At 38.6% G+C, this 14,677-nt stretch carries 12 protein-coding genes; 1 reads left to right on the top strand and 11 read right to left on the bottom strand.

The annotated features are described in order from the left end of the window. Positions 1-111 precede the first annotated feature (111 nt). From rpmE to LAV82_RS21505, 6 genes are all read right to left on the bottom strand, one after another. On the bottom strand, positions 112-312 hold the full coding sequence (rpmE, locus tag LAV82_RS21530) for a 50S ribosomal protein L31 (RefSeq protein WP_013085477.1): 201 nt from the start codon (positions 310-312) through the stop codon (positions 112-114). A 154-nt stretch (positions 313-466) separates the two neighbouring features. Beyond that, positions 467-1,741 (bottom strand): transcription termination factor Rho, encoded by a 1,275-nt coding sequence (gene rho / locus LAV82_RS21525; RefSeq protein ID WP_013059823.1) that lies wholly within the window; start codon positions 1,739-1,741, stop codon positions 467-469. A gap of 526 nt (positions 1,742-2,267) precedes the next feature. Further along, positions 2,268-3,554: a UDP-N-acetylglucosamine 1-carboxyvinyltransferase gene (gene murA / locus LAV82_RS21520; RefSeq protein WP_013059824.1), complete on the bottom strand. Its 1,287-nt coding sequence runs from the start codon at positions 3,552-3,554 to the stop codon at positions 2,268-2,270. Between the two features lie 207 nt (positions 3,555-3,761). Continuing rightward, positions 3,762-4,406, bottom strand: coding sequence for a fructose-6-phosphate aldolase (gene fsa, locus LAV82_RS21515; RefSeq protein ID WP_499716867.1), 645 nt, complete (start codon positions 4,404-4,406; stop codon positions 3,762-3,764). Between the two features lie 137 nt (positions 4,407-4,543). After that, a complete protein-coding gene (locus LAV82_RS21510) occupies positions 4,544-5,401 on the bottom strand; it encodes a class II fructose-bisphosphate aldolase (protein ID WP_013059826.1) in 858 nt (285 codons plus the stop codon). A 224-nt stretch (positions 5,402-5,625) separates the two neighbouring features. Then, positions 5,626-6,000: a response regulator gene (locus LAV82_RS21505; protein ID WP_087944205.1), complete on the bottom strand. Its 375-nt coding sequence runs from the start codon at positions 5,998-6,000 to the stop codon at positions 5,626-5,628. Positions 6,001-6,238: 238 nt separating this feature from the next. Here LAV82_RS21505 and LAV82_RS21500 point away from each other — a divergent pair, with 238 nt between their 5' ends. Then, on the top strand, positions 6,239-6,769 hold the full coding sequence (locus tag LAV82_RS21500; RefSeq protein ID WP_098547065.1) for a DUF2529 family protein: 531 nt from the start codon (positions 6,239-6,241) through the stop codon (positions 6,767-6,769). A gap of 39 nt (positions 6,770-6,808) precedes the next feature. On the opposite strand, the gene pyrG is transcribed toward LAV82_RS21500, so the two are convergent. The 5 genes from pyrG to LAV82_RS21475 form a co-directional block, all read right to left on the bottom strand. Next, the gene (gene pyrG / locus LAV82_RS21495; protein ID WP_013059829.1) at positions 6,809-8,416 is read right to left on the bottom strand and encodes a CTP synthase; all 1,608 of its coding nucleotides are present in this window, start codon (positions 8,414-8,416) and stop codon (positions 6,809-6,811) included. A 320-nt stretch (positions 8,417-8,736) separates the two neighbouring features. Further along, positions 8,737-9,273, bottom strand: a complete 537-nt coding sequence (gene rpoE, locus LAV82_RS21490) for a DNA-directed RNA polymerase subunit delta (protein WP_013059830.1) — start codon at positions 9,271-9,273, stop codon at positions 8,737-8,739. 350 nt (positions 9,274-9,623) lie between these two features. After that, a complete protein-coding gene (icmF, locus tag LAV82_RS21485) occupies positions 9,624-12,866 on the bottom strand; it encodes a fused isobutyryl-CoA mutase/GTPase IcmF (RefSeq protein ID WP_211078623.1) in 3,243 nt (1,080 codons plus the stop codon). Beyond that, complete coding sequence (locus LAV82_RS21480; protein ID WP_013059832.1) at positions 12,863-13,507, bottom strand: TetR/AcrR family transcriptional regulator; 645 nt, start codon at positions 13,505-13,507, stop codon at positions 12,863-12,865. Before LAV82_RS21480 ends, icmF begins: the two co-directional genes overlap by 4 nt. A 27-nt stretch (positions 13,508-13,534) precedes the next feature. Continuing rightward, the gene (locus tag LAV82_RS21475) at positions 13,535-14,668 is read right to left on the bottom strand and encodes an acyl-CoA dehydrogenase (protein WP_013059833.1); all 1,134 of its coding nucleotides are present in this window, start codon (positions 14,666-14,668) and stop codon (positions 13,535-13,537) included. Between the last annotated feature and the right edge of the window lie 9 nt (positions 14,669-14,677).

Genomic DNA, 14,677 nt, shown 5'->3' with positions numbered 1-14,677 from the left:
CTTATGATAAAGTACCCACTTTTTTATCAAGCAGACACTGTTTTTCTACTTTTATAAGCAAAAAAACAGGCAAGAAGTTAAGCTACTTGCCTGTTTGTTTCGACAATGTGATTATTTAAGACCGTATTTTTTGTTGAAGCGATCAACACGGCCACCAGCTTCAGCGAATTTTTGACGACCAGTGTAGAATGGGTGACATTCAGAACAAGTCTCAACGCGGATCTCTTCTTTTACAGAACCACTTTCAAATTCGTTTCCGCAAGTACATTTAACCATAACTGTTTTATAGTTTGGATGAATTCCTGTTTTCATTCGTTTCATCTCCTTCCGCCCTGAATCATTCTGAAACAGAGTTTATTGATAAAGATAGTGATGAAATAATAACTATTTCACTGTGTACTTTATCAACACACATGATGAAATTATAACAAGGGTTGTATGCTTTTGCAACCACATGTTTTATAACTTATCGTTTATTTGCTAGAAGCGTTTTTTTCTCTTCCGTTAACATCGAGAAGAACTCTTCATTTGTCTTTGTTTGACGTAAACGTTTTAAGAATTTTTCTGCAAAATCAGGAGCATCTGCCATTGATTTACGAATTGCCCATAAATGGTCTAAATGCTCTTTTGGAATTAACAGCTCTTCTTTACGTGTGCCTGAGCGACGAATATCAATCGCAGGGAAGATACGTTTTTCAGCCAGTGAACGATCTAGATGCAGTTCCATGTTACCTGTACCTTTAAATTCTTCATAAATAACATCATCCATACGAGAGCCTGTATCAATTAAGGCTGTTGCTAGAATGGTTAAGCTGCCTCCATCTTCAATGTTACGAGCAGCTCCAAAGAATCGTTTTGGACGGTGAAAAGCAGCTGGGTCAATACCCCCTGATAGTGTACGACCGCTCGGTGGAATAACTAAGTTATAAGCACGAGCAAGTCTTGTGATGCTATCCATCAAAATGACAACATCTTTTTTGTGTTCGACTAATCTCATCGCACGTTCAAGGACAAGTTCCGCTACTTTAATGTGGTTTTCTGGCACTTCGTCAAATGTAGAACTGACAACATCACCGTCAACCGAACGCTCAATGTCCGTCACTTCCTCAGGACGCTCATCGATAAGAAGGACAATCAATTCTGCATCAGGATGATTTGTTGTAATGCTATTAGCAATTTCTTTTAACAGCATCGTTTTACCTGCTTTTGGCGGCGCGACAATTAGTCCCCTTTGCCCAAATCCAATTGGTGAAATCAAGTCAATAATACGCGTAGAGAAACTTCTTGGCTGAGTTTCTAGCAGCATTTGCTCATTTGGATAAATTGGCGTTAGCGCTGGAAAATGCACGCGATCTTTTGACGTTTCCGGATCTTCTCCGTTTACTGCTTCTACATGTAATAATCCGTAGTAGCGCTCATTTTCTTTTGGAGGACGAACTTTCCCCGATACCTTGTCTCCATTACGCAGATCGAAGCGACGAATTTGTGAAGCTGAGATATAAATATCTTCTGAACTCGGTGAATAGTTAATTGGTCGTAAGAAACCGAATCCTTCTGACTGAATAATTTCAAGAACGCCTTCCATAAATAAAAGCCCATCTTGTTCAGCTTGAGCCTTTAAAATAGCAAAGACAAGTTCTTTTTTCGTTAATTTACTATAGTACGAAACTTTATACTCACGAGCATGTTCATATAGCTCTTTTAATTTCATATTTTCTAAACTGGATAATGTTAAGTTCATTAGGACACCACGCTTTATAATGAATAATTTTTAACCGTTCCTCCCATATTAAATTCAAATATAAAATTGAGAGATGATATGGATGGAATAAATCTGTGAAAATGGAGAATATAACCTTTGAAGTATAATAAGTAGAATCAATTGATTAACTATACACTTTTAGAAGAATAATTCCGACATAAAACCATTTATATTATCTTGATAAATTTAACGTAGCAATTTATATTCTAACCTTTTTCTATCTTTTTAATCAATCTTTTTTTACTTTAGAAGATGAATAAAAAAAAGGAAATTTAATAGCTTACGAGAAGCGAGGAAAACCTTTTCATAATTTCACATTAAAGGAAATAAACTGGACGTTAAAATTAAGAAGTGAAATTTATCTTTTAGCTTCCCTTTTTATCTATTTACCCTATTCATAAATATATAAGCTACACAGACATAGAAGAACGCTCCTACGCCTGTGTAGCTTATTAAAAAGCTCATTTCTAAACTTTGCTTTCATGACTGTGGCACCGATTTGCCTCTATGAATTTTGAAATTGCTCAATTTCCTCTTGAGTCATCTCTTCACGCCAAATCATTGCCCCTAAATCCGATAGCTTGTCTACTAAATGACTGTAACCTCGGTCAATGTGCTCTAAACCCGTTACCTCTGTAATCCCTTTGGCCATTAAGCCAGCGGTTACGAGAGCTGCTCCTGCTCGTAAGTCCGACGCTTTCACACGTGCACCTTGTAAGTGAATGGGGCCATTAATAATAGCAGAACGTCCTTCTACCTTAACAGATGCATTCATTCGTCTCAGTTCATCAATATGCTTAAACCTTGCACCGTAAATTGTATCCGTCACAACGCTTGTACCAGACGCTCTTGTTAGAAGCGTCGTAAATGGCTGCTGTAAATCAGTTGGAAAACCTGGATATACTAGCGTCTTAATATCTACGGGCTTCAATAGCTGACGAGTCGCTACAAGAATCTGATCTGAGCTTGTTTCGATATGAATACCCATCTCACGCATTTTAGCCGTTAATGACTCCAAATGCTGAGGGATAACGTTGTCAACAACAACTTCTTTTCCCATACTCGCTCCCATGATCATATATGTGCCTGCTTCAATTCGGTCTGGAATGATGGAATGACGGCATCCTTTTAATTGATCTACTCCATCAATTCGAATAACATCTGTACCTGCACCTTTAATACGGGCACCCATACTTGTCAGTAACGTAGCTACATCAATAATTTCAGGCTCTTTGGCAGCATTCTCAATAACGGTACGCCCTTTTGCTCTTACAGCAGCGAGCATAATATTGATTGTTGCTCCCACGCTAACAACGTCTAAATAAATTCGAGCACCAATCAGTTCCTCAGCTCGAATGTAAATAGCTCCTTGTTCATTTGTTACTTTAGCGCCAAGAGCTTCAAAGCCTTTAATGTGCTGATCGATTGGTCTAGGACCAAGGTAACAGCCACCTGGAAGCCCAACTACCGCTTTTTTAAAGCGTCCCAACATCGCCCCCATTAAATAATAAGAAGCGCGTAATTTTTTTACTTTCCCGTTCGGTAAAGGCATTGCAACCATTCCGGATGGATCTACTGTTAATTCGTCGTTATCAATGGTTACTTTCCCACCAATTTCTTCAACTAAATCCCCTAATAACTGCACGTCTGAAATATCGGGCAGACCTTCAATTGTAACAGGTGACTCGGCTAAAATTGTTGCTGGAATAAGCGCAACGGCACTATTTTTAGCACCACTGACGCGGACGGATCCACTTAAGGTAAAGCCACCTTGTATTTTTAATTTTTCCATTTATAGCTCCCTTCTAGTGAAAGAAAGTTTCTCACCTAGTAATTGAGGAAAATTTTGGTACAAAGAATACCTAAAAGAATGGTTATTTTTCCTATTACCTACTAGTGTACACGAAAATGAAAAAATCATGTATAGTTTCGACAAGATAAAAGAAAAATATGGCATTCACCTGTCAGGATGGTAAATGCCACACAAATTTATACATGTTTAGACATTTCGTTTTTCCCAATCTGCCAAAAATCGGTCAATTCCTGCGTTTGTTAACGGATGTTTGAACAATTGCATTAAAACTTTGTAAGGAATTGTCGCAATATGTGCTCCATTTTTTGCAGCTTCTGTTACGTGCATCGGATGACGAATAGATGCTGCAATAATTTCTGATGGAATGTCATGAATCGCAAAAATATCTGCGATATCTGAGATTAAATCGAGACCGTTAAAACCAATATCGTCTAATCTTCCTAAGAAAGGCGATACGTAAGTAGCACCTGCTCTTGCTGCCATTAACGCTTGGTTAGCTGAGAAAATAAGCGTAACGTTTGTCTTAATACCTAAACTAGTAAATTCTTTTACTGCTTTTAAGCCATCTGGAGTCATCGGTACCTTGATTGTAATATTCGGCGCAATCGCAGCAAGCTCTTTTCCTTCGCGAATCATGCCTTCTGCATCAAGCGCAATCACTTCTGCACTTACAGATCCTTCAACGAACTCTGTAATTTCACGAAGACGATCTTCAAACGTGATGTTCTCTTTAGCTACTAAACTAGGATTTGTTGTAACCCCCGCTAACAAACCTAATGAATGCGCTTCCTTAATTTCGTCTAAATTAGCCGTATCAATAAAAAACTTCATGAATGCCATCCCCCTGTGTTATGTATTCAGAATGATAAGAAAATTATAGTAAAAATAAAACCGCCTTACAATAAAAATAAGACGGTTTTATTTTTCAGACTCAACTAACTGCAAACAGGCAATCCGAAGATTTCAAATTATGCTTTGTTAGAAGAACCGAATTCACGCATTTTACCTTGAACCGTTTCTTTGATTGCTTCGCGAGCAGGTCCTAAGTATTTACGTGGATCATATTGTTCAGGTTGCGCAGCTAATACTTCACGAACAGCTTTAGCTGAAGCAATTTGGTTTTCAGTGTTTACGTTGATTTTAGCAGTACCTAAAGAAACTGATTTTTGGATATCTTTTGTTGGAATACCAGTTCCACCGTGTAAAACTAATGGTAAGCCTGTACGATCTCCGATTTCTTTCATTTCAGCAAAACCTAGGTTTGGTTCACCTTTGTATGGTCCGTGAACTGATCCTAATGCTGGAGCTAGGCAATCGATACCTGTACGGTTAACAAGTTCTTCACACTCGTTAGCATCTGCATAGATAACGCCCTCAGCAATAACGTCGTCTTCTTGTCCACCAACAGTTCCTAGTTCTGCTTCTACAGATACTCCGTGGAAGTGAGCTAGTTCAACTACTTTAGAAGTAATTGCAATGTTTTCTTCAAATGGGTGGTGAGAAGCATCGATCATTACAGAAGTGAATCCAGCATGGATTGCTTTTGCACATGATTCAAAGCTTGAACCGTGGTCTAAGTGAATTGCAACTGGTACTTGAACGTCGTAATCTTCGATTAGAGCTTCAACCATTGCTACAACAGTTTTGAAACCGCCCATGTAGCGTGCTGCACCTTCAGATACACCAAGAATAACTGGAGAGTTTTCTTCTTTTGCTGCTTGAAGAATAGCTTGAGTAAACTCTAAGTTATTTAAGTTAAATTGACCTACTGCATAGCCTTGTTCTTTTGCTGTAATAAGCATTTCTTTCATTGATACTAAAGGCATATTGAAATCCTCCTTAAAATCAACCTTAGATTAGATGCTAACCAAAAAGCACACTCAAATAGTATGCTCTTGAATTGAGTGTTTCATGTAGAAACAACGCGCATCTTTACATAATAGATTGTCGAATTATGAATACAGTAATTAGGATACCAACTAACAATGAAAACAGCAACATTTTTAGGCTGATATTCAAAATTTGTTAGGATGAAAACCCTACCAAAACCTTAATTCGACTTTACTGGTATATATTCCCTAACAACTTTTCGGATTTCATCAATATCAAACGGTTTTGCAAAGTGTGTTAATGCTCCTAAATCTTTTGCTTCTTGAATCATATCCAATTCACCATAAGCGGTCATAATGATGACTTTAATCGTTTCATCGTGCTGCTTTAACCTTTTTAAAATTTCAATTCCATCCATTCCTGGAATTTTCATATCTAATAAGACAAGATCCGGTGCTTGCTCTTTTGTAATATCAATCGCCTGGAAGCCGTTCGCCGCTTGAAATGTCGTATAGCCTTCTTTTTGCAGCACTTCCGTTAATAAAATACGTATACCATACTGATCATCAACAATTAAAATTTTCTCTGCCAATATAATCCCACCTTTTATATTCCTCTTCTACAGACAAAACTAACATATGTATTTCGCCTTTAAAACAAAAATCCCTGCTTATTAGAGAAATTGTTACAAAACATAGCTTTTTTTGTCATCCATCTAACTTCATTGCACTTTACTTTCATTGTAGCTCATTTCAAGATAGAATACAGATAGCTTTTTTCGTTGATAATGTGTAGATAGACGGCTTTAGCCGCTTAAATCGAAGGGAGATTCTATGCTTAAAATTTTCACAACTCAACTTTCAGGTTTTTTTAAACGAATTGAAGAACAAGAAGAATTCCAATTTGAAGATGCCGCGCGTATTTTAGCACAGGCCTCTGTCGGAAAAGGATTTATCTATATTTATGGTGTAGAAGAAATGCACGCCATTACGCTTGAAGCACTAAGCAGTGCGGAACCTTTAAGTCAGGCAAAAGCTTTGCCTTTACATGAATTAGATCAGCTGACTAGCGTTGATCGCGTACTGCTTGTCTCTCGATTTTCAACAGATAATAAAGCAGTGGAAATAGCTGAACGTTTAAAGAAACAGGATATTCCATTTGTTAGTATTGCTGCTGTTCCTAAAGAGATAGCCGAACCTTCTTTAACAGCACTCGCAGATGCTCATATTGATACAAAATTGTTAAAGCCGCTTATTCCTGGAGAAGACGGCTCAAGATTTGGTTTTCCAGCAATGATGGTCGCTTTATACGCGTACTACGGTTTAACTTTCACATTAAAAGAAATCGTAGAAGAATATGAATAAAAAACACGCTGTCTAAAGACAGCGTGTTTTTTATTTCACTTATTTGTTTTGGCTTGACTCCATTGATGCGCGAATAAATTCTCTGAACAATGGTTGCGGTCTTGTTGGACGAGATGTGAACTCTGGGTGGAATTGTGAAGCCAAGAACCATGGGTGATCTTTTAGCTCTACAATTTCAATTAAACGGCCGTCTGGGCTTGTACCAGAGAAGATAAAACCTTTCTCTTCCATTTGTTGACGGTATTCGTTATTAAATTCATAACGGTGACGATGACGCTCATATACCACTTCATCTTGATATGCTTCATATGCAAGCGTATCTTCAGACAATTTACAAGGATATAGTCCTAAACGCAGTGTACCGCCTAGGTCCTCTACGTCTTTTTGTTCTGGTAATAAGTCGATAATTGGATAATTTGTTTCAGGTGCAATTTCCGCTGAATGTGCGCCTTCTAATCCTAATACATTACGTGCAAACTCAACTGATGCCAGCTGCATACCTAAGCAAATACCTAAGAATGGAACCTTTTGCTCACGTGCATATTGTGTTGCTACAATTTTACCTTCAATTCCACGATCACCAAATCCACCTGGAACTAAGATACCGTCTACATCGCCAAGTAAATCTTGAACATTTTCTTTTGTTACAAATTCAGAATTTACCCACTTAATGTTTACATCTGCATCGAATGCATATCCAGCATGTTTCATTGCTTCTACGACAGAAATATAAGCATCTTGAAGCTCTACATACTTACCAACCAATGCAATTTTTGTCGTATTTGAAAGTCCTTTTACTTTCTCAACCAGTGCTTTCCACTCAGTCATTTCTGCTTCTTTGCAATCTAATTTCAAGTGATCGCATGTGATTTGATCTAGGTGCTGCTCTTGTAGAGATAGTGGAATTTCATATAATGTTTCAGCGTCTGCACACTCAATAACCGCTTTTGGATCAATGTCGCAGAATAAAGCTAGCTTGTCTTTCATATCTTCAGAAATTGGCATTTCCGTACGAACAACGATAACATTTGGCTGAATACCTAAGCTACGTAATTCTTTTACACTATGCTGTGTTGGTTTTGTTTTCATTTCACCAGCAGCTTTTAAATATGGCACAAGTGTACAGTGGATATACATAACGTTGTCACGGCCAATATCGCTTTTGATTTGACGAATAGCTTCTAGGAAAGGAAGTGATTCAATATCTCCTACCGTTCCGCCGATTTCAGTAATAACAACGTCCGCATTTGTTTCTTTACCTGCACGGAAAACGCGTTCTTTAATTTCATTTGTGATGTGCGGAATAACCTGAACTGTTCCGCCTAAATAATCACCGCGACGCTCTTTTTTCAATACTGTTGAATATACTTTACCTGTTGTTACGTTGCTGTAGCGATTTAAGTTGATATCGATAAAACGCTCATAGTGACCTAAGTCTAAGTCTGTTTCCGCGCCGTCATCCGTTACGAATACCTCACCGTGTTGGTATGGACTCATTGTTCCTGGGTCTACGTTAATGTATGGATCAAACTTTTGAATCGTTACGTTCAACCCACGGTTTTTTAATAAACGGCCTAAAGAAGCTGCTGTAATCCCTTTTCCTAGAGATGATACAACACCGCCTGTTACGAAAATATACTTTGTCATCTATACTTCCCCCTCTAAATAATTTGAACTGTACAATATTAAAAGTTTTCACATAAACAATCACAATTCATTCATTGTGCATGCGAAATTATAAGAAACCTTATGAATGTGAAACGTTCAAGAACCAAAAGAAAGTTTCTATCAAGGATTTATAAGAACATATCGGGGTGTAAAACATGGATAGATAAAATAAAAAAATTGCTCCCAATACCAAAACTGGATTGGGAGCAATAGTCTATTTTAAATAAAAACTTTTTAAATGCTTGTTTAAAGAGCCCAAAAAAGATTCTACCTACTTCGCTTGAAAAAGTCAAGAAGGATTATTTTTCTTTTTCGTCCTCATAATCTTCTTCTTCGTCTTCCTCATCATCGTCTAGATCATCTTCTAAATCGTCAAAATCGTCTTCTGCAAGATCATCTTCATCTTCTTCTAGCTCGTCAATGTCTTCAAAATCTTCTTCTTCGTCTAGATCATCAACATCTTCATAATCCAAATCTTCTTCTAAATCATCAAAATCTTCAACTTCTTCAACAACAGCTTTTTTCGCTTTTTTCTTTTTAGGTTTTGCAACCGGAATAACTTCTTCTTCAGCTTGGTCAAAAGGATACCATCCACGAAGACCCCAGTGGTTGTCCCCTACTGTTAAAAAGCGACCATCAATATTAATATCTGTATAAAACTGAGCTAATCTCGTTTTTAATTCTTGATCTGACATTTCAGCTGCTGCTTTAATTTCAGCAATAATTTCTTGGAATGACATTGCTTGACGATCTGTTTTTTCTTCTAGAAGCGCATAAGCAATCTCAATCATCGACATTTCTTTTAAATCCGTTTTTGAGTACTGTGCTAAACTCAAATCTGGCACATCCTTTCTATGGCTATGTATATCGAAAATCTATTAAATCAATTCATCATATGTGTAAATGATGGAAACGAATAAATACATACCATTCATTATAAACAAATTCAATACATTTATGCTAGCCTCGTTTCTAAAATTCTCGAGAATTTCGCATAAAACAACGAAAAAATAGACATTTTATCACTATAATACATTCTACTTAATACGCCAACAGCATCCTTTAACCAAAAGGAATTCACCATCAGTTATTCTGACTCCGCTAGGGTTAGGGCTATAAAAGCCGAGATGACCAACAAACGGTCATCTCGGCTTTTAATATATCACTATATACTAACGATACATTATTACATATTTCGGCGATATTGCCCACCGCATTCATATAAAGCTCGCGTAATTTCTCCTAAGCTGGCTACTTTAACGGTCTCCATTAACTCTTTAAAAATGTTCTCTCCTTCTGTTGCAGCTTTCTTTAACCTTTTCAGCGCATCTTCTCTTTTTTCTTCATGCTGCTGTTGAAACTTCTGAAGCTGATTAATTTGATGATTTTTTTCTTCTTTTGATGCCCGGGCTAACTGCATGTCATCAACTGAGGAATTTTCCTCTTCATTTGGATTAATATACGTATTTACTCCTATAATAGGTAAAGCTCCCGTATGTTTTTGCATCTCATATTCCATCGATTCATCTTGAATCTTACCTCGCTGATACTGCATTTCCATCGCACCTAAAACGCCGCCTCGATCATTTAAGCGTTGGAACTCAGCCAAGACCGCTTCTTCTACCAAGTCTGTTAGTTCATCAATAATAAAAGAGCCCTGTAGTGGATTTTCGTTTTTAGTTAATCCATGCTCTTTTGTAATGATTAATTGAATGGCCATCGCTCTTCGTACAGATTCCTCTGTCGGTGTTGTAATTGCTTCATCATACGCATTGGTATGAAGAGAGTTGCAGTTGTCATGAAGAGCCATTAAGGCTTGCAGCGTCGTACGTATATCATTAAAATTAATTTCCTGTGCATGAAGCGATCGGCCGGATGTTTGAATATGATACTTAAGCTTTTGACTGCGTTCATTCGCGCCGTATTTATCACGCATCACAATTGCCCAGATTCTTCTCGCTACACGTCCGATAACCGTGTATTCAGGGTCAAGTCCATTACTAAAGAAAAAAGATAAATTAGGAGCAAAATCATCAATGTGCATGCCTCGGCTCAAGTAATATTCCACGTACGTAAAACCGTTGGCTAATGTAAACGCGAGCTGAGAAATTGGATTGGCTCCTGCTTCAGCAATATGATAGCCTGAAATAGAAACAGAATAATAGTTGCGCACTTTCTCGTCAATAAAGTACTGCTGAATATCTCCCATCATTTTTAATGCAAATTCTGTGGAAAAAATACACGTATTTTGCCCTTGGTCTTCTTTTAAAATATCTGCTTGAACGGTTCCTCTCACTTGTTTCAACGTACCCGATTTTACGTCCTCGTATTCCTCTTCTGTTAAAGGACGCTTCAGCTCCTCTTCCTTCTTTTCCACCTGCTGACTGATCGCTGTATTCATAAACATAGCTAGTAATATTGGAGCCGGCCCATTGATCGTCATCGAAACGGAAGTCGACGGATGGCAAAGATCAAATCCCTTATACAAGAGTTTCATATCATCAAGCGTACAGACATTTACGCCGCTTTCGCCAATTTTCCCGAAGATATCCGGCCTTGGATCCGGATTTTCCCCATAAAGCGTTACAGAATCAAACGCTGTACTTAAACGCTTAGCCTCATCATCTTTTGACAAATAGTGAAAGCGGCGATTTGTTCGTTCTGGTGTTCCTTCGCCTGCGAATTGGCGCTTAGGATCTTCTCCTTTTCGTTTAAACGGAAAAACACCTGCTGTATAAGGAAACGCACCCGGCACATTTTCTTTATAAAGAAAACGAAGAACTTCCCCGTATTCTTCAACTTTTGGAAGGGCCACGCGCGGAATACGCAGTCCTGATAGGGTATCAACTTGCAGAGAGGTTTTAATTTCTTTATTTCTTATCTTTGTAATAAGTTCTTCTTGCCCATACTGACTTTTTAATTTAGGCCAGTTTTCCAGCTTTTCAATCGATTCAGCCGTTAGCTGTTTTTGATATTTCTCCTTTAGCTGAGTGAGCTCTTGCTTGGCCGTTTCTGTTTCCACTTCCTCCAGAGCACCCTCTAGCTGATAAAATTTACGCGCTGTTTGCACTTGAACATCCGTATTGCGGTGATAAGAGCGAACGCTATTTACAATCTCCTGTAAATATTGCTGTTGATCATTAGGAATGATGGTATATTTCTTTTCACTTACGCGCTCTGATGATTTTTCTACGTGCCAATACGTACGGCATGTTTGATGCAGATGATTTACAAGATCTTCAAATAAAATATTTGTTCCCCCGTCGTTGAACTGACTCGCAATTGTTCCGTAAATTGGCATAGTAGAGAGATTATTTTCAAAAAGCTGATGATTGCGCTGATATTGACGCTGCACTTGTTTTTTTGCGTCTTCGGAACCTTTTTTTTCAAATTTATTGATTACAATAAAGTCTGCGTAATCAATCATTTCAATCTTTTCTAACTGCGACGGCGCGCCAAATTCGCTTGTCATTACATAAAGAGAGACGTTTGCAATATCTTTAACTTGAGCATCAGCTTGCCCGATGCCGCTTGTTTCGACAATGATAATGTCGAAACCCGCTTTTTTCACGACGGCAATTCCATCTCGAATGGCCGCCGATAGCTCATGTCCAGATGAACGTGTGGCCAAACTTCTCATATACACACGAGGAGACGCTGCGATGTTCATGCGAATTCGATCCCCAAGAAGCGCTCCTCCGGTTTTTTGTTTAGTTGGATCAACGGATAAGACAGCTACATGAATATCTGGAATATGTTCAATAAACCTCCTTACTAATTCATCCGTAAGCGAACTTTTCCCCGCTCCTCCTGTTCCTGTGATTCCAATAACCGGTATTTTTTGATCCGTCTCGCTTTCGATTACACTTTCTCGGATTTCTTCAAGAGCGGCTGCATGCTCTTTTGTGTATTCATAGGCCTCATTTTCAGCGCATGTAATAAGCTGGGCAATTAAACGGTCATTAGCCGGCGTTAAGGTTCGATCCTTCGGCAGTGCAGGGGGATTGGTGTAATAACAATCATCGATCATAAATTGAATCATGCCTTCTAAACCCATTTTTCGTCCATCTTCCGGAGAAAAGATTTTAGAAATGCCGTAATCATGAAGCTCTTGAATCTCACTCGGAATAATTACCCCTCCTCCTCCGCCATAAATTTTAATATGAGAAGCCTGTTGTTCTTGGAGTAAATCGTACATATACTTAAAATATTCTACGTGGCCGCCTTGATAAGAAGAAATGGCAATTCCCTGAACATCCTCTTGTATGGAAGCGTTAACAATTTCTTCAACAGATCGGTTATGCCCCAGGTGAATGACTTCTACCCCCTTGGCTTGAAGAATTCGTCTCATAATATTAATGGACGCGTCGTGGCCGTCAAACAGGCTAGAAGCGGTTAAAAAACGAAGCGGTCTTTTGCTTGTATTCAAACTGTCTCCCCCTCACACAGTTGTTGAAATGAAAAATTTTTAAGTAAAAAATCTAACTGCATATTTGTATATTCTTCTAATGAATAATGCTTTTGCAGCCACCATCTGCGAAATGCCCACATCTGACCTTGAACAAATAAATGATGAGCAAACAGCGAAATTTCTTTATCCGTAAGTGCAAATTGATTGTTTTCTACGCAGCCTTCGATAATAACCTTAAACATTTCAACCATATCTAGCTCTTTTTTTAATACATATGGAAGCGCATCTTTAGACAACGATTTCGCTTCTTGGTACATGACTAATACTTCATCTTGAAGCTCATCCACAACTTTAAAATAGTGCTGAATCGCTTGTTGAAGCTCAGCGATTGTATAACGATCCACTACCATCTCTTCTAATCGCACTCTCACTTCATCGTAAATATTGTCACATACAAGATATAAAACATCTTCTTTAGATTGAATATATTCGTAAAGCGTACCAATGCTGAACCCAGCGGCTTTGGCAATTTCCCTTGTTGTTGTTCGGTGAAAACCTTTTTCCTTAAATAGCGTGACGGCCCCTTTAATCATTTGATTACGACGCTCTACAATCAGCTTTTCATCTTTAATGGATGTGAGAACTTCTCTCTTTTTCATTTTTTCACCTCTCCTACAACAAGTGTTTTATTTAGCAAGATACCTAGAAATGACAAGACGCTGAATCTCTTGTGTCCCTTCATAAATTTGCGTAATTTTTGCATCTCTCATAAAACGTTCTACTGGATAATCTTTTGTATAACCGTACCCTCCAAATACTTGAACAGCTTCTGTCGTTACTTTCATTGCTGTATCCCCAGCATATAATTTTGACATGGCTGATTCTTTGCCATATGGCAGCCCTTGGGACTCCAGCCAAGCAGCTTGATAGGTTAACAGTCTTGCAGCTTCTATACTCGTGGCCATGTCGGCTAGCTTAAAAGCAATTCCTTGCTGAGAAATAATTGGCTTACCAAATTGCTGACGTTCCTTGGCATAAGCTACGGCCGCATCTAACGCCCCTTGAGCAATTCCTACAGCCTGCGCTGCAATGCCATTTCGGCCGCCATCTAGTGTCATCATCGCAACTTTAAATCCTTCTCCTTCATTTCCTAGCAAATTTTCTTTTGGAACACGGCAGTCCTCGAAAATAATTTCTGTGGTAGGTGAAGAGCGAATGCCCAGTTTCTTTTCTTTTTTACCAACTGAAAATCCCGGCATATCTTTTTCAATAATAAAAGCGCTCGTGCGTTTTTCATTGGGGTCGATGCGAGCAAATACAACGTAAATATCCGCTTCGCCGCCGTTTGTAATAAAGATTTTAGAGCCATTTAAAATATAATCTTCTCCGTCCTTTACAGCGAGCGTTCTCATTCCTCCTGCGTCTGATCCAGCACTCGGTTCGGTTAATCCATAAGCACCTATTTTCTCACCCGTTGCCATAGGTTTCAGGTATTTTTGTTTTTGTTCTTCTGTTCCGAATGTATAGATTGGCCAGCCGGCTAGAGAAGTATGAGCCGACAAAGTAACGCCTGTCGATGCACATACTCTAGACAGTTCTTCAACGGCAATGCAATAAGCTAGATAGTCACTGCCAATTCCTCCGTATTGCTCCGGCCATGGAATACCTGTTAATCCTAGATCAGCCATTTGCGTAAAGATTCCTCTGTCAAAACGTTCTTCTTCATCTCGTTGTGCAGCTGTCGGAGCCACTTCGTTTTTGGCAAAGTCCCGCACCATTTTTCGAATCATTTCGTGTTCTTCTGAAAGTTTAAAAAACATGATTATTCC

This window comes from Bacillus sp. ILBB4 (assembly GCF_035064545.1).
Taxonomy (GTDB): Bacteria; Bacillota; Bacilli; order Bacillales; family Bacillaceae_H; genus Priestia.
The sequence above is the reverse complement of the archived record's forward strand: the minus strand, read 5'-3'. Positions and strand labels throughout refer to the sequence as shown.